Consider the following 18775-nt stretch of genomic DNA (forward strand, 5'->3'; position numbering starts at 1 on the left):
TCGACAAGCTCAATATGACAATTACATTTGCTCTTCAGGCGTTATCCTAAGTTATTTTAGATACTACTTTACTATTAAAGTGTTGTCCGTTGCTGTTGGGTTTAAAGGACAGAAGTATACATACTCACCTTTACTTAACTTCGTGGGTTTTGACGTTTGCGACGCACCTGTTTTAACAGGCTGGGTAACATATGCCGTCTTAATGTGGTTTTCAGGTTTACTGATATCCTTTCCCTTTTTTACCAGAACAAAGCCCACATCATGCCCTACGTCATTGTTTGCAATATCAAAAACATAGGTTCCTTCGGATACCGTTATCTGTTTTTGAGTAAACTCACCAGAAGTTTGTTCCAATGCAATGGTTTTTACTGGAGCATCTTTCATCATTTTATCCTTCATCATCTTGTCCTGGGCACTAACTGTAAATACAGTTCCTACGGCCAATACTAAAATTGCTACTACTTTTTTCATTTTTGTAATTTTTAATTTATTATGGTTTATTAATTATGCTTCTACAGCTTCTAGAGGTTTTGCCACTGGAAAGTCAACGGGTACTTTAGTTGTACTGTGTACATAGTTTGATATGGTTTTGTCTCCTACAAGAACTATGGTATCTATCAAGTTCTCCTTGGTCCAGCCAGCTTCAAAGAAGTTGTTCAGTACATCGTTGTCCGTTGCCCCTCTATTTTCCGTAATGTTTCTTGCCAATCGTGCCAGCGCATCCAACCTGTTATCAAAAGATGCTTTTCCTGCTCTCAATTCTAAGATTTGATCTTCGGTAAAACCGTTCATCTTACCTATTGCAGTATGTGCCGACAAACAATAGATACAGTTATTGACTTGGCTCACGGCCAAATTAACTACCTCTTTTTCCTTTGCTTTTAAGGATGTTTTTGCATTGGCAAAGTTTAGGTAATTCTGCAATGCATTGTTTGAGTGGGCGTAGGTCGCATATAGATTAGGGACAAAACCCAGAGCTTCTTCCAAGCTATCAAAAATTGCTTGATTGGTGCTGTTTACTTCTTCTTTTCGAGGAACATTAAATGTGCTCATAATTTTCAATTTTATTTAAAAGATTATTAGATATGGTTTAAGAATTTGTGATGAACGGCTTTTCCGCATCACAATAAAAATCGTGGTGGTGTTTCTGCTCGCAATGTGCAGCAGATATAACAGGTGACATTACCTGTTTTTTGTGATTTGAAAAAATCGCTATGAGATTGAATATTGATTTTTCTGTTGCTTTCATTTTACTACTTCTTTAATTATAGGACAAAGATGTAGCTAAAAAGAAAGGAGGTGTTAGCAGCGATTTCCCGACTACTTGCCCAAATTTCCTTTAGGCGGTCAAAGTCAGGTTTTCTCTATACTCGGAAGGTGTCATCTGGGTCATTTTCTTAAAGAAACGACTGAAATGTGCCGGGTCATTGAACCCTAGATCATATGCAATCTCCTGATTTTGTTTGTCCGTAAAGTGGATAAGGCGCTTAGCTTCTAAAACCAAACGTTGTAAAATAATCTGCTGTGGAGATTTTTGATTGTAGATTGAAAATAGATTCGATAATGTTTTTGGCGATTTAAAGAGCATTTCGGCATAATCGCTCACCTTGCGCTTGGTCTTGTAATGTATATCGACCAAAAAATTGAATTTCCGTATCGTGTCTATTTGGTCATTATCCAGCGTTTTTACGATAAGTTGTTCTTTGGCCAAGCGTGTGCTCATGATAATCAATCGCTTCAAGAGCATTTGAAGCATATCTCCCTGAATGGTATCTGGAGTGGTAAACTCATCAACAAAAACATCATACCAAATATTGAACTTTCTTAGCTGATCGCCTTCAATTGAGATTATGGGCAAGTCCTGGGTTCCAAAAAAAAGGATTCCATTACAAGAGACTTCACTGTCATGATCGGCGATGCAATAAAATTCTCTATTAAAAAGAATGGATGCTAGTGGTAACTTGGTTTTGGAAAAAGATACCTTTTGTAAATACGTAACGGTAACTATTTGGTTTGGCAATAGCCGAATTTCCATATTATCGACATCAATTAGTAGTGCTTCGTTGTTTCTATTCCATAAAAATTTAATGGTATTTAAGGTCGATGAGAAACGTTGATAATCGTTTTTAATATCACTTGTCAATCCTAAAATAGCGCCTAATTTTGAGTCCTTATATTCGTATTTCATTCAACTGTAATCCTTTGATTTATAGGTGTACCCCACCTATTTTTGGGAATTAGTCCGCAATTCTTGTTCATACTTACATCTTTTTTAAAACACATTCTAAGCTATTTATTAAACAAGAGTGTTAATGTTTCGGTCAGATTTTATTGCCTGTAAAACTTTTAATAGTATTGAGTATGGAAAAGACAAGATTTTATGATGAAGCGATAAATAATTTTTATCGTGACAAAGAAATAATAAGCTATCCAATAAGTTCTCTAGATATATATGCGCAACATTTTAGTAAGGTCTGCAAAAACCTCCAAGATGTAAAAAGTCTTGGTGATTTGGCAAAGACCTCAAAATGGAGAAACGATGTGCCATTCCGAAACGAAATTTTGGATAAAGAGCATGTAGTTGTCGTAACGGATACCCAATTGAACATTGTTTATGCCTCCCAAAATATGTATACCATGAACGGTTATCAGCCAAGTGAGGTCATTGGACAAAAACCAAAAATGTTCCAAGGTGAAGCTACATGCAAAGAAACTACTAAAAAGGTTTCAGAGGCCATAAAAGAGAAAAGAGGATTTGAGGCGGTTATCACCAACTACAGAAAGAACGGTACAATCTATAAATGCTGGATCAAAGGGTCTCCAGTTTTTGACCTAAGCGGAAAGGTTGTCAACTTTATTGCATTCGAAAAAGAAGTAGCTGCCTAGTTTTTATCCAAAACTTAGAAGCTACATGTTTCAATTTCGGTAACGCGCAATGTGTTCACCATACCTTTATCTTTTATGGGCATGGCCGCAAGGCTAATGAGCATGTCCCCTACATCTAAAAACCCTTTCTTACAAGCAATTTGGTTTACATCTTCTATGGTTTCATCAGTAGATACATACTTGTCGTAGTAAAAGGATTTTACTCCCCAAAGTAAGTTTAACTGGGTCAGAATCCTTTTGTTGGACGTAAATACAAGGATATGGGCACTTGGCCTCCATGCAGATATTTGAAACGCCGTATATCCACTATTCGTCAATGTTGAAATGGCTTGTGCCTGTATTTCATTCGCCATTGTTGCGGCGTGATAGCATACAGATTTGGTAATGTACCTTTTTGTGCGAATATGAGGTGGTGTTTGCGGAACATTAATAAGATTTGAACTTTCCACACTAACCAAAATACTGGTCATTTTTTCTATGACCTGAATAGGATAATTCCCCACAGAAGTTTCTCCAGAGAGCATTACTGCATCTGCCCCGTCCATTACAGAATTGGCAACATCGTTTACTTCTGCTCTTGTTGGGGTTAAACTTGTAATCATGGTTTCCATCATCTGTGTAGCAATGATGACCGGAATTCGTGCTTTCTTGGCACGTAATACTAGCTTTTTCTGAATAAGTGGCACTTCATGCGCAGGAACCTCTACTCCTAAATCTCCCCGGGCAACCATTAAACCGTCGCAGTACGCTACAATTTTATCAATATTGTCCACTGCTTCAGGCTTCTCTATTTTAGCAATGATGGGAATCTTGTGCTCAGAATGCTTATTGATCAGATTCTGTAGATCCAAGAGATCTTGACTATGTCTCACAAAGGATAATGCTATCCAATCCACTTCCAGTCCTACGGCATAGATAGCATCTTTGATATCTTTTTCCGTTAACGCTGGTAATGATATTGCGGTATTGGGCAGGTTAACTCCCTTCTTGGATTTTAAAGGACCACCTTGCACTACAGTAGCCGTTACTTCATCTTTACCATTTGTTGATTTTACCTCAAAAATGAGCTTTCCATCATCCAATAAAATACGCTCTCCCGGTTTTACATCTTGGGGGAAGCTTTGGTAATTCATATAGACCCGCTCTGCACTTCCTTCAAAAGGTTCGCCAGTGGCAAAAGTAATTTCATCTCCAGGAGCTACTACGGCTTCGCCTCCCATAACGCCTACCCTTAGTTTCGGTCCTTGTAAATCAGCAAGTATGGAAGTATTGACTTCAAGTTCCGCATTGAGATCACGTATCATTTGAACACGCTCTGTAACATCATCATAGGAAGCATGCGAAAAATTTATCCTGAACACATCTACCCCTTTCAGCATCATTTCTTTAAGGACTTCTCTCTTACTGGTGGCTGGACCTAAAGTCGCTACAATTTTTGTCTTCTTTCTAGTTGGCATTTCTAAAAGATTAAGTTTCTTTTTGATTTTAAGGTTGTTGTTTCTACCGAATATGCGGTAATAACCTTAGGTATTTTATTAATCAATTTTACGTGTTGCTCTAACATCAATTGGTTCTCGGTGTCGACTTTCAAAAAATAATCAACTTCTCTTCGTTCCCTTATCAAATATCCTGTTTTAAAGGAAGTATTGTTTTCAAAGAAACCCTCGGAAGGCATGGTTACCTCAACTTTGCATTTATTGGAAATAAGGCTCCAATATCTATCATTTACTTCATCGTCCCATTCAAATGCAGCGAACGAAAGGCTTTGTTCAAAATTCAAATCCGTTTTCATTCTTTTTAAGTACAGTTGGCATACGGAATTCAACACATAGGTCATAGCATAATCTTCTAAACTACTATGTATTGCGATGAGCTTAAAGCTGTCATCATAAAAGTCCGCTGATATTTTATGCGTAGTAGACATGACGTTAACACTAACTGTAAATATACTCTTAATACATTTGCCAGCCTAGTTGAAATTAGGACAATGCATTATGAAGCTTTACGAAAACGTTAGAGTTTACCTTTATTTAAAGTTGCTGATTTTCAATTCTGCTCTGTAATGCAAAATATGCTCTTTTGGATGCCTTTTCTTCTGCCTTTTTTTTAGAGGTAGCCCTAGCTTTGGCCATTATTTTCTCTCCTATGCTTAGCTTAACGGCAAAATGTTTTAGCTCATCATTACCGGTGTCTTCATAGACATCGTAATTGAATGTTTTTTTCTGTTTTTGGCACCATTCTATCACCAAGCTTTTGTAACTGATGACTTTACCTTCTAGTTGTTCAATATCGACATAGGGCCGTATTACCTTTTCCCGAATAAATTTCTCGCAATATGGATAGCCTTTATCCAAGTATATTGCTCCTACCAAGGCCTCAAAAACGTTACCATGAATATTTTCACCAAAATGGGATTTGGGTATACGGCTCTCAACATAGTTCAAAAGCTCAAGATCCTTTCCCAACTCGTTTAAATGTTTTCTACTTACAATTTTAGAGCGCATCTTGGTCAGATATCCCTCATCTCCTTCCGGCACTTCTTTATACAGGTGTTTCGAAATAATTGTTCCCAACATGGAATCGCCCAAAAATTCCAGCCGTTCATAATTCATGGGGTTACCGTCCGAGTCCCTTTTGTTTACAGAACGGTGCAAAAACGCTTTTTTATAAATACTGAGACGCTTAGGCTTGAATCCCAAGATTTTTTTCATTCCCAAAAAAAATTCCCCGTCCTTTTTAGGAGGGGAATTAAATATTTTGGAAGTAAATTTCATCTGTATAAAACTACCCTATTTTTTTAAATAAAACACAGGCGTTATGTCCGCCAAAACCAAAAGTATTGCTCATGGCTACATTAACTTCCCTTTTTTGTGCCTTGTTTAGTGTTAAATTGAAGGATGGATCTATAGTTTCATCAACAGTACTGTGGTTGATCGTGGGTGGAACTATCCCATGTTCCATAGCCAAAATAGATGCTATAGATTCTATTGCTCCTGCAGCACCCAATAAGTGTCCTGTCATGGATTTGGTCGAATTGATATTGATGTTCTTAGCGTGATCTCCAAAAACTTTAGAAATTGCCTTAAGTTCCGCAACATCTCCTAGAGGCGTAGAAGTTCCATGTGTGTTTATATGGTCTACATCTTCTGGTTTGAGTCCTGCATTTTCCAAGCAATTCTTCATTACCTCAACAACACCAATGCCTTCAGGATGTGGTGCGGTCATGTGATGGGCATCACTGGATAATCCGCCTCCTAAAACCTCTGCATATATTTTTGCTCCTCTTGCCTTGGCATGCTCATACTCCTCTAAAATCAATGCGCCAGCACCCTCACCAAGCACAAAACCATCTCTGGTTCCATCAAAAGGTCTTGAAGCTGTTTCCGGACTTTCATTTCTCGTAGATAACGCATGCATGGCATTGAAACCTCCCATTCCTGCTATGGTGACCGCTGCTTCGCTTCCTCCTGTAACAATTACATCGCAATATCCTAAGCGTATGGAATTTAAAGCATCGAACATAGCATTTGCCGAAGACGCACAGGCAGAAACCGTCGTATAGTTTGGTCCCATAAATCCATGTTTTATGGAAATATTGGCTGGTGCAATATCTGCAATCATTTTAGGAATAAAGAATGGGTTAAACCTTGGAGTTCCATCTCCATCGGCAAAGTTTAAAACTTCTTGCTGAAAGGTTTCCAAGCCTCCAATTCCTGCTCCCCAAATAACACCTACCCGTAGCTTGTTTATCTCATCTAGATTTAATCCAGAGTCTGCAATGGCCTCGTCTGAAGAAACCAAAGCATATTGGGCAAACTTGTCCAACTTTCTTGCTTCTTTTCTGTCAAAGAAGTCTCCAGGGTTATAGTCTTTAAGTTCACAGGCAAATTTGGTCTTAAACTTTTCGGTGTCAAAATAAGTAATGGGCGCACAACCGCTCTTACCATTTTTTAGTCCTTCCCAATAAGCCCCTAAATTGTTACCTATAGGTGTTAGCGCACCCATTCCAGTAACTACTACTCGCTTTAACTGCATTGAACTATGTTTTATCCTTTGGAACCTAAATTAAAAAAAAATTATCCATGTGATAGTTATCACATGGATAATTTATAATCTTTAGTAAGATATCATAAAATTACTTCGCTTCTTCTATATAGCTAATGGCTTGACCAACAGTTGCAATGTTCTCTGCTTGATCGTCTGGAATCTGAATATCAAATTCTTTCTCAAATTCCATGATAAGTTCAACAGTGTCCAAGGAATCCGCTCCTAAATCATTGGTAAAGCTAGCTTCTGGGACAACTTCATTCTCATCTACACCTAGTTTATCAACGATGATAGCCTTTACTCTTGATGCAATGTCTGACATAATTATATCGGTTTTAAAAATTTAATCGTTGGCAAAAATATAAAACTTTAGATTAAATACACCATTTGTCGATAAAATGTGTCTCAAATCAAACATCTTACATGCGAGTATACTACTTTAGCCTTTCAGAATAAACAGAAAATATAGTAGCATTCTTAGTATGAAGCGAGTCATAATCCTAGCCTCTGGCAGTGGTTCCAATGCGGAAAACATTATTCAATACTTTAAAGAAAATGATTCAATAGAGGTATCTGCTGTTTTGACCAATAACAAAGCGGCAAAAGTCTTGGAACGCTGCGAACGGCTTGGAGTTCCTGCTTTTTTTTTTAACAGGCAAGCCTTCTCTCGTTCGGATAGTGTCATTAGGCTACTAAAAAGTCTACATCCAGATTTGATAGTTTTAGCCGGGTTTTTATGGAAAATTCCTTTTTCTTTCGTTGATACTTTTCCCAATACCATCATTAATATTCACCCAGCCCTATTACCAAAATATGGTGGAAAGGGCATGTATGGAACAAAGGTACATGAGGCGGTAAAGGAGCATTCCGAGCCTGAAACTGGTATTACCATCCATTATGTAAATGAAAACTATGATGAGGGAACAACTATTTTTCAGGCAAAGACCAATGTCCTCCCTTCGGATAGTGTTGATGACATAGCTAGCAAGGTTCACCAACTTGAATACGAACATTTCCCAAAAATCATAGAAAAACTGCTTCAAGATGGCCAATAAACCAAAATTTTACGTAGTCTGGAAAGGCAAAAGACCGGGCATTTATGAAAAATGGGCGGATTGCAAAGCACAGATCGAAGGCTTTAAAGGAGCTCAATACAAATCTTTCCAAGAATTTGCAGAAGCGAAAAAGGCTTTCAACAGTAATTATTTGGAATACAAAGGAAAATCCAAGACCAAAAAAGAGCTTTCTGCAGAAGATCTCTTAAAAATTGGAGAGCCCAACTATGATTCCATTTCTGTTGATGCAGCATCCAGCGGAAATCCGGGTAAAATGGAATACCAAGGTGTCGACACCAAATCAAAAAAAGTGTTGTTCAAACAAGGCCCTTTTGAACAGGGAACAAACAACATTGGAGAATTCTTGGCCCTAGTGCACGGTCTAGCATTTTTAAAAAACAATAAAAGCTCGCGTATACTCTACTCCGATTCCAGAATTGCCATAGGTTGGGTCGGAAAAAAGAAATGTGGTACCAAGCTAAAGAAAAATGTCAAAAACAAAGTTGTGTTCGAACTTATAGACCGTGCGGAAAAATGGCTACGTGAAAATCGCTATAACACTCCCATTGTAAAATGGGAAACGAAAGCTTGGGGGGAAATTCCTGCTGATTTTGGAAGAAAATAGGGCAGTCGATTATCAATTCTTCATCTTTTATCTAAATACGGCACATGTAGTTATGAATGGTATCGCTAAAGTGTATATTTGCAGCAAATTTTAAGATTGATGGGTAAACTTTTGATTGTTGGGTCTGTAAATATAGATAGTATAGAGACCCCTTTTGGAAAGGCCGACAGTATTGTTGGGGGGTCTGCGCCATTTATTTCCTTGGCTGCTTCCCAGTTTAAGGTAAACTCTGCCATAGTTTCTGTTGTTGGCGAAGATTTTCCTCAATCCTATTTAAATATATTGGAAGAACACAGGGTTGACGTTTCAGGAATTGAAATTGTTAAAGGTGGTAAGACTTTCTTCTGGAAAGGTAAATATCATAACGATCTAAATTCTAGGGATACTTTGGTCACAGAGTTGAACGTACTGGCCGATTTTAATCCAATCGTTCCAGATAATTTTAAGAATGCCGATGTAGTCATGTTGGGGAACCTTCATCCTTCTATCCAGATGAGTGTAATCAATCAAATGGAAGAGCGACCAAAGCTTATAGTTTTGGATACCATGAATTTTTGGATGGACAATACCTTGGACGAGTTAAAGGATGTTATTCAGCATATTGATGTAATCACCATAAATGATGAAGAGGCACGCCAGTTGACAGGAGAATATTCTTTGGTCAAAGCTGCTGCCAAGATACAAGATATGGGACCTAAATATGTGGTCATAAAAAAAGGGGAACATGGGGCTCTTTTATTTAATGAGCAACAAATTTTCTTTGCGCCGGCCTTGCCCTTAGAGGAAGTTTTTGACCCAACCGGTGCAGGAGATACATTTGCCGGTGGTTTTGCAGGTTTTTTGGCCGAAGCAAAGAATATTTCTTTTGAAAGCATGAAAAACGCAATAATACATGGTTCCAATCTAGCTTCATTTTGCGTAGAAAAGTTTGGAACAGAAAGGTTGGTCAACCTGCAAAAGCATGAGGTTGATAATCGATTATTACAATTTAAGGAGTTGACACAGTTCAATATTGAATTAACATAAATACCTGCCCTGAAAAATTTTCAGGGCTTTTTTATTTTTAAGATATTATGAGTGATCCTATTAAGCACGAATGCGGAATATCACTGATCCGTTTGCTTAAACCTCTTGAGTACTACAAAGAAAAATACGGTACTGCTTTCTACGGCGTCAACAAGATGTACCTAATGATGGAAAAACAGCACAATAGAGGTCAGGACGGAGCTGGTTTTGCAAGTATAAAGTTGGATATGGATGCGGGAGAACGTTACATGAGTCGCGTACGTTCCGCACAACAGCAGCCCATTCAAGATATTTTTGCCCAAATAAATAATAGGATAAATACCGCATTTGCAGAATATCCCGAATATGAGAATGACGTTGACCTTCAAAAAAAACATATTCCATATATAGGAGAGCTATTGATGGGTCACGTTCGCTATGGAACTTTTGGTAAGAATAGTATAGAAAGTGTTCATCCTTTTCTAAGGCAGAACAATTGGATGCACCGTAATCTTATTGTTGCTGGAAATTTTAATATGACCAATGTAGATGAACTGTTCAATAATTTGGTTACGCTTGGGCAGCATCCCAAAGAAATGGCAGATACGGTAACGGTTATGGAAAAAATTGGACATTTTCTAGATGATGCCGTAGCGAAACTATATAAACAGATAAAAAAAGAAGGCTTTAACAAAAGAGAGGCTTCGCCCTTAATAGCGGAGCGCTTAAATGTTGCCAAAATCTTGAGGAAAGCTTCCAAAAATTGGGACGGCGGTTATGCCATGGCAGGTCTTTTAGGACATGGTGATGCTTTTGTATTTAGAGATCCTGCCGGAATACGCCCTGGCTACTATTATAAGGACGACGAGATTGTGGCCGTTGCATCGGAGCGACCTGTCATTCAGACTGTCTTTAATGTTCCTTACGAAAGTGTAAAAGAGCTAGATCCTGGACATGCTGTCATTATAAAAAAGAATGGATCCGTCCATCTTGAAGAAATATTGGAGCCTACGGAAAGAAAAGCCTGTTCTTTTGAACGCATTTACTTTTCTAGGGGAAGTGATAAAGAAATCTATCAAGAACGAAAAATGCTGGGAAAATTGGTATTCCCCCAGATTTTAAAATCCATTGATAATGACTTGGTCAACACCGTATTTTCATACATCCCCAACACCGCAGAAACTTCGTTCTATGGAATGGTGAAAGAGGCCCAAAATTATCTCAATAAAAGAAAAGAAGAACAAATATTGGCACTGGGCACAAAAATTACGGGGGATGAACTCCATGAGATTTTAGATGTTAGGCCAAGAATAGAAAAGGTGGCCATCAAAGATGCAAAGCTGAGAACTTTTATTACCCAAGATAGCAGTAGGGATGATTTAGTAACCCATGTTTATGATGTTTCTTATGGTTCTGTAAAAAAGAACGACAACCTTGTCATTATAGATGATAGTATCGTTAGGGGCACAACGCTAAAAAAGAGTATTCTTAAGATTCTAGACCGATTATCCCCCAAGAAAATAATCGTGGTTTCATCAGCACCTCAAATTAGATATCCAGATTGTTATGGTATCGATATGGCCAAATTGGAAGATTTTGTTGCTTTTAAAGCGGCACATGCGCTACATAAAGAAAATGGGACAACCCATATCATAAAAGAGATTTATGAAAAGTGTCTCGCACAAACAAGCTCAAAGGACAAAGAGGTGGTAAACTATGTAAAGGAGTTCTACGCGCCTTTTACGGCACAGCAAATCTCAAAGAAAACCGCTGAGATACTGAGCCCAGATGATATTAATGCGGAAGTTGACATTATATACCAAACTATTGAAGATTTACATAGGGCCTGTCCAAAAAATTTAGGGGATTGGTATTTTACAGGTAATTATCCCACTCCAGGCGGCAACAGGGTCGTAAACAGGGCTTTCATTAATTTCTATGAGGGGAAGAATCAAAGAGCTTATTAATTCGTTTTTTCCTGTTTAGCAAAATATGTGCATTTCATCGATGAAACGAGTAGATTGGCGGGTTTTTGTACGATAGGATAAAGTCAAAACTACTTTAGCAAAGCCATAGCATAAGTAGGTTAAGTTCATGGTAAGATTTGGGGCAAAAAAGGTGGAAGCTATTCCACCTTTTTTATTTTACACAGTTCAACTTTACGCTCGTAATCTTTTTCCTCATCAATAGTACCCGCCAACGACACCCATAGTAATTCAACCAAATAATTAGGGTTTCATCTAAAAGCTTTTACTCAAAGGATAAGCTTGCCCTATTTTTGGAGAACCATAGCATAAGTAGGTTAAGTTCATGGTAAGATTTGGGGAAAGAGGGCGAAGGAGACTTCGCCCTCTTTATATTTGAAGCCCAACGATTTAACAGATTTTAAGCGGGCTGCGGCCACTTTAAGAAATTTGAAAAATCAAAAAATTCCACAAAAACTTTTGTTATTTCTCACAATACCAGTATTTTAGTTTTGCCATAGCATAAGTAGGTTAAGTTTATGGTAAGATTTGGGACGAAAAGGGTGAGGGCTTCCTCACCCTTTTCTATTTTTGACTTTTCATGAAATACAAAGGCCCTGTACAAAATTGTACAGGGCCTTTTTACATCTAAAAAATGCTATTTACTTATTTCCCAGCTTGATAGTTCTCGGAAACCTTATCCCAATTGATAACATTGAAAAATGCAGAAACATAATCCGGTCTCTTGTTTTGATAGTTTAAGTAATAGGCATGTTCCCAAACATCCAATCCCATAATAGGATTTCCCCCACAACCCGTTTCGGGCATTATTGGGTTATCTTGGTTTGGCGTTGAACAGATTGTAAGTTTACCACCTTCGTGTACACAAAGCCATGCCCATCCAGACCCAAATCTAGTTCCAGCTGCAGTGCTAAACTCCTCTTTGAAGTTATCAAAAGAGCCAAAAGCTTCATCGATTGCCGCAGCTAAATCACCGCTTGGCTGACCGCCTCCATCTGGTGACATTACTTCCCAAAAGAGACTGTGGTTGTAAAATCCTCCACCATTGTTTCTAACTGCTCCATTGGACATGTCAAGGTTGGATAAAATATCAAGAATCTCTTTTCCTTCTAAATCCGTACCCGCAATTGCACCATTTAATTTAGTGGTATAGCCATTATGGTGCTTCGTGTGGTGAATTTCCATTGTTCTTGCGTCAATATGAGGCTCTAGAGCATCATACGCATAAGGTAATTTTGGTAATTCAAAAGCCATAATTATTTTGTTTTTAAGTTATTAATGATTCTTGTAAAAATACGGTTTTAAGAGATATATTCGTTTAATTCCTTGTTAAGTTAAGTGAGGTAATCCGTAATTTGCAAGAAAAAAATTGGGGACTTCCAACTTTAAAATATACAATGCATCCGCTGGTTCTGGTAAAACATATACCTTGACCAAAGAATATCTTAAGTTATTGTTCTCCAATGACTCCCCAACCAAGTTTAGGCAAATATTGGCCATAACCTTTACGAACAAGGCCGTGGAGGAAATGAAAACCAGAATTCTTGAGAGCTTATACAGTTTTGGTTCTATTAAAAATTCCGCTGATCAAAGCTCGTTATTTCATGAACTCTGTCAAGACCTTTCTTTGAGCGCACAACAGTTGCAATCAAAATCAAAAAGTATACTTAAAAGAATTCTGCACAACTATTCTTTTTTCGAAATCTCCACCATAGATAAGTTTAACCACAAAATCATAAAAACATTTGCCAGAGATCTTCAACTTTCTCAAAACTTTGAGGTAGAACTGGACACAGAACAGCTTTTGGAAGAAGCTGTTGGTCATTTGCTGGAACGCTCTGGTAGTGATAAAGCTCTTACCGATGCACTTGTTGCTTTTGCCCTTGAAAAAATTGATGATGATAAGAGCTGGAATATTTCTTATGACCTTGTAGAAATTGGGAAGCTACTTTTTCAAGAAAATCACGCTTCTTATCTTGAAAAATTGGAGTCCAAATCTTTAGGGGATTTTAAACAGATACAAGTTAAGATTACAAACGAAATTAAACTTCTCGAGAAAAAAGCTATTGAAGAAGCGGAGCAAACATTTTTTGAAATTGAAAATCTTGGATTTGATGTTTCCGATTTTCCAAGACAGACCCTTCCAAACCATTTTAAAAAAATTCAGAATAAAGAATTCAATGTTAAGGCGCTCTACGGCAACAAACTGGAACAAAACCTAATTGATGGTAAAATTCTAAAGGCAGCGGATAAACGGGATTCCACCAAGCTCGTGGCAATCGTGCTCAACCAATTTTCAACAATTAAAAAAGTACTATATCAACTCAATTATTTTAAAAATATCTACGGCAATATCGTTCCATTGGCCCTAATCAATGAGATAGCCAAAGAGATTAAAAACATAGAGCTTGAAAAGGATATTATCCCCATTTCATCTTTAAATTCCCTGCTTTCCAAAGAAATCAAAAATCAACCTGTACCTTTTATATATGAAAGATTGGGAGAAAAGTACCGCCATTATTTTATTGATGAGTTTCAGGACACTTCGCAAATGCAATGGAACAATCTAATTCCTTTAATAAGTAATGCCCTTGAAAGCGAAGACGAAAAAAGAGAACGCGGCTCTTTATTTCTTGTTGGTGATGTAAAACAGGCTATTTACAGATGGAGGGGCGGTAGGGCCGAACAGTTTTTAAATCTATTAATGATCCAAAACAATCCTTTTGTACTGAATCCAACGGTAAAGACCCTAGATACCAATTGGAGAAGCCACAAGGAGATTGTCCAATTCAATAACACTTTTTTCGCTTCCATTGCGCCTTTATTTAAAAATGAGGATTACAGAACACTATTCTTAGAAGGCAGTAATCAAAAACCAAATAGCGAATCGGGTGGTTTTGTACAATTGTCATTCGTACAAGGGGATACTTTACAAAAAAATGAAGAAGCCTATTGCACCGAGGTCTTAAACGCAATTGACCAAGCAACATCATATGCCTACCGCTATTCAGATATTTGTATTCTAGTGCGTGACAATTCCAAAGGAATGTTACTCGCTGATTTCTTACTTCAGAACAGGGTTCCCGTAATTTCATCGGACTCTTTGCTGCTGGGTAAAAACCATAAGGTAAATTTCTTGATATCATTGTTGAAACTGATCGATAATGTTCATGATAAAGATGCGGTTTATGAGGTTTTGATGTTCTTGGCTCCTTCTGAAGATACTAGACATGATTTTATAGCCCAAGCCATTAATGACCCACAACTATTGCTTTCAAAAAACTATGGATTTCATATCTCAAAATTAAAGGGGCTGTCTGTTTTCAATATTTTGGAAAATGCCATCGTTCAATTTGACCTCTCCAAAACCGATGCTGCTTATCTTACCTTTTTAATGGATGAAGTATTACTTGTAGAGAAAAAGGCTGGTCCTGATATTCATTCTTTTCTAAAGCATTGGGAACAAAAAAAGAATACGCTCTCCATAGCCGCTCCAGATACTATAAATGCCATTAGGATCATGACGATTCACAAAGCTAAGGGTCTGGAATTTCCAATTGTGATTTTTCCTTTTGCCAATGCTATAATCGATGATAAAAGAAAAAAGAAGAAATCTTGGGTTCCCACGACAGCTGTTGAAGAAAACCTAAGGTTGCCAGAGTTCTTGGTGAATACCAATCAAGAAATGCTACATTATAATGAGGTTGCCGCAGAAATCTATTTGGATGAATCCAAAAAAACAACCTTGGATGCCATCAATGTCTTGTACGTAGCTTTGACCCGTGCCAAAAAGGGGCTGTTCATTATTTCTGAAGAAGGTAAAAAAAATAGCGTTTTGGCTGAGGCCAATTCCTATTCGGATGTATTCCTTTATTATTTACAAGAGCAAGGCCTTTATAAAGAAGAAGAAACACGTTATTCCTTTGGAAGCATATTAAAAAATGATACTGTCAATTCTGAAACGTTGGAAGAGAATCAATATATCCCATATATCACAAGAAACAAAAGGGACGAAGGCTTTACCGTTTCAACCAAATCCGGTCAGTTATGGGATGATCAAAAAAGAACCGCTATCGAAATGGGCAATTTGGTTCATTATGCGCTCGGCAACATTAAAACTTCAGATGATATTGAAAACGTAATCAAGGAACTAAAAGAATGGGGACATCTTCAAAAAGAATTTGAAGATTCCCTAGAACAAAAGATTTTAGCTGTTGTAAACCACCCAGAGCTAAAAAGCTACTTTTCCAATAATTACGAAATCCTGAACGAGCAAGAAATACTAACTGTTTCTGGAAATTCCTTCCGACCAGATCGTCTTGCGGTAAAAGGAAATACTGTAGTTATTATGGACTACAAAACGGGAAAGCCCTCTATTTCGCACGAACAGCAAATTTTAGAATATGCCCAAGTATTAAAAGACATGAATTTTGAAATTAAACATGCTATAATTGTCTATATTGACCAAAAAATAAATCCTATTTTCCTTTAATTAAAAACTATGTACGGAAAGATAAAAGAACACCTTACCAATGAATTGGAAGCTATAAAAGAAGCAGGACTCTTCAAAAAAGAACGCATCATAACCTCTCCGCAAGATGCAGTTATAAAAATATCGACAGGACAAGAAGTCATTAACTTTTGCGCAAATAATTATTTGGGGCTTTCATCGCACCCAGAGGTGGTACAAGCCGCAAAAGACACACTGGATTCCCATGGGTTTGGAATGTCCTCTGTCAGGTTCATTTGTGGAACTCAGGATATCCACAAAGAACTGGAAGAGAAGATTGCTGGTTTTTATGACACTGAAGATACCATACTTTATGCGGCTGCTTTTGATGCTAACGGTGGCGTATTTGAACCTTTGTTAACGGCAGAAGATGCCATAATATCGGATTCCCTGAACCATGCATCCATTATTGATGGTGTTCGTCTTTGTAAGGCAAAACGCTACAGGTACGCCAATAACGATATGGCCGATTTAGAGGCTCAACTGAAACAAAGCAAAGAAGATGGGGCCAGGTTTACAATCATTGTTACGGATGGTGTTTTTTCCATGGACGGGCTTTTAGCCCCCCTCGATAAAATTTGTGATTTGGCAGATGCCTATGATGCCATGGTAATGATAGATGAATGCCATTCCGCAGGATTTATTGGAAAAACAGGAAGGGGTACCCTAGAAGATAAGGGTGTCATGGACAGGATAGATATCATCACCGGAACATTGGGCAAGGCGTTGGGAGGTGCTATGGGCGGTTATACCACAGGTAAAAAAGAAATTATCGAACTATTGCGCCAAAGATCGCGCCCATATCTCTTTTCCAACTCCTTGGCTCCTGCTATTGTTGGGGCTTCAATTAAAGTATTTGATATGTTGGAAAACGATACTTCTTTAAGGGATAAGCTCGAAGAAAACACATCATACTTTAAAAAAGGTATGAAAAAGGCTGGTTTTGATATCATTGATGGCGATTCTGCGATAGTCCCGGTTATGCTATACGACGCCAAGCTCTCTCAAAAAATGGCGGACATGCTATTAGAAGAAAATATATATGTTATCGGTTTCTTCTTTCCCGTTGTGCCAAAAGGCAAAGCGAGAATAAGGGTACAGTTATCAGCAGCGCACGAAAAGCATCATTTGGACCAAGCGATAAATGCATTTATAAAGGTAGGCAAGACTCTGAAAATCGTTTAAGTGCGACAATTCTTCTATGTATTACGTTAAAAAAAAAGAAAAATTGATTTTGTTAATAGTTCTTAACAACTTACATTTGCAGCTGATAAACACTTAAACTTAAAATTTTGAGCATGAAACATCTTAGCAAATTATTAGTTGTTGCCCTAGTTTTTATAGGAGCTAACAACATACAAGCGCAAGACGAGAACAATCCATGGCAGATTAGTTTCGGAGTGAACGCTATTGACGTTTACCCAACTAATGACGAGAACAATCCTTTCTCAAGCACAACCTTGTTTGATGAATACTTTAACGTTTCTGACCACTGGAACATCTTGCCATCTGTTTCCTTTGTATCTGTTTCCAAGTACGTAGGTGATGGTTTCTCTGTTGGTGCAAGAGGTTCTTTGAACAGAATCGAAAAATTAGGTGACCAATCAGTTGATGACCTTTCACATTACGCTATAGATGGTACAATCAAATACAACTTCCTTAAGAATACAACTATTGATCCTTTCGTTGAGATAGGTGGTGGTTATACTTGGGTAGACGAAATTGGTGCTGGTACTGCTAATGGTGGTATTGGTGTTAATGTATGGTTTTCAGAAAATATTGGTCTGACATTACAAACACAATACAAGCACGCTTTCGAAGATTACTTGGTTAAGCATTTTCAGCACATGGCAGGTATTAGCATCAAATTTGGTGGAACTGATACAGATGGCGATGGAATATACGACAAAGACGATGCTTGTCCAGAAGTTGCTGGTCTAGAAGCTTTCAATGGTTGTCCAGATGCTGATGGTGACGGAATCGAAGATAGCAAAGATAGCTGTCCTAACGAAGCTGGTTCTAAAGAAATGAACGGTTGTCCTGATACTGATGGTGACGGTGTTGCCGATAAAGATGATGCTTGTCCTAACGAAGCTGGTCTTGAGTCTTTAGCTGGTTGTCCAGATGCTGATGGTGATGGTGTTGCCGATAAAGATGATGCTTGTCCTAGCGAAGCTGGCCCTGCTGAAAACAAAGGATGCCCATGGCCAGATAAAGATGGTGACAGCGTATTGGATAAAGATGATCAATGTCCAGATGTAGCTGGTACTGTTGCAAACAACGGTTGCCCAGAAGTTACTGAAGAAGTTCAAAAGCAATTGAACGACTACGCTAGAACTATCTTGTTCGATACTGGTAAAGCTTCCATCAAAGCTGAGTCTACTTCAGTAATGGTTGATATCATCCAAATCTTGAACGAGTATCCTAACGCTAAGTTTACCGTTGAAGGTCACACTGATAGTGTAGGTAGCGCTAAATTGAACCAGTCTCTTTCTGAGAAGAGAGCTAACTCTGTGAGAGATTTCTTGATTGACAAAGGTATCGGTTCTGATAGATTGACTGCAATCGGATACGGTGAAGACAAGCCTATTGCTACTAACAATACTAGAGCTGGTAGAACTCAAAACAGAAGAGTTGAAATCAACTTGGTAAAGTAATTATA

17 protein-coding genes are annotated in these 18775 nt (G+C 38.0%); 8 read left to right on the top strand and 9 right to left on the bottom strand.

Annotation, left to right across the window (positions count from 1 at the left end; genetic code table 11):
- Window positions 1-63: 63 nt before the first annotated feature.
- The 3 genes from KIM67_RS13140 to KIM67_RS13150 form a co-directional block, all read right to left on the bottom strand.
- A complete protein-coding gene (locus KIM67_RS13140) occupies window positions 64-471 on the bottom strand; it encodes a plastocyanin/azurin family copper-binding protein (RefSeq protein ID WP_213832016.1) in 408 nt (135 codons plus the stop codon).
- 33 nt (window positions 472-504) lie between these two features.
- Window positions 505-1053, bottom strand: a complete 549-nt coding sequence (locus KIM67_RS13145) for a carboxymuconolactone decarboxylase family protein (protein WP_213832017.1) — start codon at window positions 1051-1053, stop codon at window positions 505-507.
- Window positions 1054-1339: 286 nt separating this feature from the next.
- Window positions 1340-2188, bottom strand: coding sequence for a helix-turn-helix domain-containing protein (locus KIM67_RS13150; protein WP_213832018.1), 849 nt, complete (start codon window positions 2186-2188; stop codon window positions 1340-1342).
- A gap of 173 nt (window positions 2189-2361) precedes the next feature.
- Here KIM67_RS13150 and KIM67_RS13155 point away from each other — a divergent pair, with 173 nt between their 5' ends.
- Complete coding sequence (locus tag KIM67_RS13155) at window positions 2362-2886, top strand: PAS domain-containing protein (RefSeq protein ID WP_213832019.1); 525 nt, start codon at window positions 2362-2364, stop codon at window positions 2884-2886.
- 14 nt (window positions 2887-2900) lie between these two features.
- On the opposite strand, the gene pyk is transcribed toward KIM67_RS13155, so the two are convergent.
- The 5 genes from pyk to KIM67_RS13180 form a co-directional block, all read right to left on the bottom strand.
- The gene (gene pyk, locus KIM67_RS13160; RefSeq protein ID WP_213832020.1) at window positions 2901-4343 is read right to left on the bottom strand and encodes a pyruvate kinase; all 1443 of its coding nucleotides are present in this window, start codon (window positions 4341-4343) and stop codon (window positions 2901-2903) included.
- Between the two features lie 2 nt (window positions 4344-4345).
- Window positions 4346-4810, bottom strand: a complete 465-nt coding sequence (locus KIM67_RS13165) for an IPExxxVDY family protein (RefSeq protein WP_213832021.1) — start codon at window positions 4808-4810, stop codon at window positions 4346-4348.
- Window positions 4811-4916: 106 nt separating this feature from the next.
- The gene (gene rnc / locus KIM67_RS13170; protein WP_213832022.1) at window positions 4917-5660 is read right to left on the bottom strand and encodes a ribonuclease III; all 744 of its coding nucleotides are present in this window, start codon (window positions 5658-5660) and stop codon (window positions 4917-4919) included.
- Between the two features lie 10 nt (window positions 5661-5670).
- Entirely contained in the window at window positions 5671-6921 is a 1251-nt protein-coding gene (gene fabF / locus KIM67_RS13175; protein WP_213832023.1) for a beta-ketoacyl-ACP synthase II, read from the bottom strand.
- Window positions 6922-7021: 100 nt separating this feature from the next.
- Window positions 7022-7255, bottom strand: coding sequence for an acyl carrier protein (locus tag KIM67_RS13180; RefSeq protein ID WP_010519573.1), 234 nt, complete (start codon window positions 7253-7255; stop codon window positions 7022-7024).
- Window positions 7256-7415: 160 nt separating this feature from the next.
- On the opposite strand from KIM67_RS13180, the gene purN reads away from it, so the two are divergent.
- The 4 genes from purN to KIM67_RS13200 all read left to right on the top strand — a co-directional run bounded on the left by purN (window position 7416) and on the right by KIM67_RS13200 (window position 11585).
- Window positions 7416-7988 carry a phosphoribosylglycinamide formyltransferase gene (gene purN, locus KIM67_RS13185; RefSeq protein WP_213832024.1) on the top strand — a complete coding sequence of 191 codons (573 nt, stop codon included), beginning with the start codon at window positions 7416-7418 and terminating at the stop codon, window positions 7986-7988.
- Window positions 7978-8613 (top strand): viroplasmin family protein, encoded by a 636-nt coding sequence (locus tag KIM67_RS13190; protein WP_213832025.1) that lies wholly within the window; start codon window positions 7978-7980, stop codon window positions 8611-8613. Before purN ends, KIM67_RS13190 begins: the two co-directional genes overlap by 11 nt.
- A gap of 99 nt (window positions 8614-8712) precedes the next feature.
- Entirely contained in the window at window positions 8713-9639 is a 927-nt protein-coding gene (locus KIM67_RS13195) for a PfkB family carbohydrate kinase (RefSeq protein WP_213832026.1), read from the top strand.
- A 47-nt stretch (window positions 9640-9686) separates the two neighbouring features.
- Window positions 9687-11585: an amidophosphoribosyltransferase gene (locus tag KIM67_RS13200; RefSeq protein ID WP_213832027.1), complete on the top strand. Its 1899-nt coding sequence runs from the start codon at window positions 9687-9689 to the stop codon at window positions 11583-11585.
- A gap of 663 nt (window positions 11586-12248) precedes the next feature.
- Here the strand turns inward: KIM67_RS13200 and KIM67_RS13205 are convergent.
- Window positions 12249-12857 (bottom strand): superoxide dismutase, encoded by a 609-nt coding sequence (locus KIM67_RS13205; protein WP_213832028.1) that lies wholly within the window; start codon window positions 12855-12857, stop codon window positions 12249-12251.
- 115 nt (window positions 12858-12972) lie between these two features.
- On the opposite strand from KIM67_RS13205, the gene KIM67_RS13210 reads away from it, so the two are divergent.
- The 3 genes from KIM67_RS13210 (at window position 12973) to KIM67_RS13220 (ending at window position 18770) form a co-directional block, all read left to right on the top strand.
- Entirely contained in the window at window positions 12973-16095 is a 3123-nt protein-coding gene (locus KIM67_RS13210; protein WP_213832029.1) for an exodeoxyribonuclease V subunit beta, read from the top strand.
- A gap of 9 nt (window positions 16096-16104) precedes the next feature.
- Window positions 16105-17298 carry a glycine C-acetyltransferase gene (gene kbl, locus KIM67_RS13215; protein WP_213832030.1) on the top strand — a complete coding sequence of 398 codons (1194 nt, stop codon included), beginning with the start codon at window positions 16105-16107 and terminating at the stop codon, window positions 17296-17298.
- Between the two features lie 113 nt (window positions 17299-17411).
- Entirely contained in the window at window positions 17412-18770 is a 1359-nt protein-coding gene (locus KIM67_RS13220; protein ID WP_213832031.1) for an OmpA family protein, read from the top strand.
- Window positions 18771-18775: the final 5 nt, after the last annotated feature.

Source organism: Flagellimonas sp. 389 (genome assembly GCF_018449435.1).
Taxonomy (GTDB): Bacteria; Bacteroidota; Bacteroidia; order Flavobacteriales; family Flavobacteriaceae; genus Flagellimonas.

Coding starts and splice junctions, on each gene's coding strand:
- kbl (WP_213832030.1), top strand. CDS start 16,105: ATGTACGGAAAGATAAAAGAACACCTTACCAATGAATTGGAAGCTATA.
- KIM67_RS13220 (WP_213832031.1), top strand. CDS start 17,412: ATGAAACATCTTAGCAAATTATTAGTTGTTGCCCTAGTTTTTATAGGA.
- KIM67_RS13180 (WP_010519573.1), bottom strand. CDS start 7,255: ATGTCAGACATTGCATCAAGAGTAAAGGCTATCATCGTTGATAAACTA.
- rnc (WP_213832022.1), bottom strand. CDS start 5,660: ATGAAATTTACTTCCAAAATATTTAATTCCCCTCCTAAAAAGGACGGG.
- KIM67_RS13140 (WP_213832016.1), bottom strand. CDS start 471: ATGAAAAAAGTAGTAGCAATTTTAGTATTGGCCGTAGGAACTGTATTT.
- fabF (WP_213832023.1), bottom strand. CDS start 6,921: ATGCAGTTAAAGCGAGTAGTAGTTACTGGAATGGGTGCGCTAACACCT.
- KIM67_RS13195 (WP_213832026.1), top strand. CDS start 8,713: ATGGGTAAACTTTTGATTGTTGGGTCTGTAAATATAGATAGTATAGAG.
- KIM67_RS13145 (WP_213832017.1), bottom strand. CDS start 1,053: ATGAGCACATTTAATGTTCCTCGAAAAGAAGAAGTAAACAGCACCAAT.
- KIM67_RS13155 (WP_213832019.1), top strand. CDS start 2,362: ATGGAAAAGACAAGATTTTATGATGAAGCGATAAATAATTTTTATCGT.
- KIM67_RS13190 (WP_213832025.1), top strand. CDS start 7,978: ATGGCCAATAAACCAAAATTTTACGTAGTCTGGAAAGGCAAAAGACCG.
- KIM67_RS13150 (WP_213832018.1), bottom strand. CDS start 2,188: ATGAAATACGAATATAAGGACTCAAAATTAGGCGCTATTTTAGGATTG.
- KIM67_RS13200 (WP_213832027.1), top strand. CDS start 9,687: ATGAGTGATCCTATTAAGCACGAATGCGGAATATCACTGATCCGTTTG.
- KIM67_RS13205 (WP_213832028.1), bottom strand. CDS start 12,857: ATGGCTTTTGAATTACCAAAATTACCTTATGCGTATGATGCTCTAGAG.
- purN (WP_213832024.1), top strand. CDS start 7,416: ATGAAGCGAGTCATAATCCTAGCCTCTGGCAGTGGTTCCAATGCGGAA.
- pyk (WP_213832020.1), bottom strand. CDS start 4,343: ATGCCAACTAGAAAGAAGACAAAAATTGTAGCGACTTTAGGTCCAGCC.
- KIM67_RS13165 (WP_213832021.1), bottom strand. CDS start 4,810: ATGTCTACTACGCATAAAATATCAGCGGACTTTTATGATGACAGCTTT.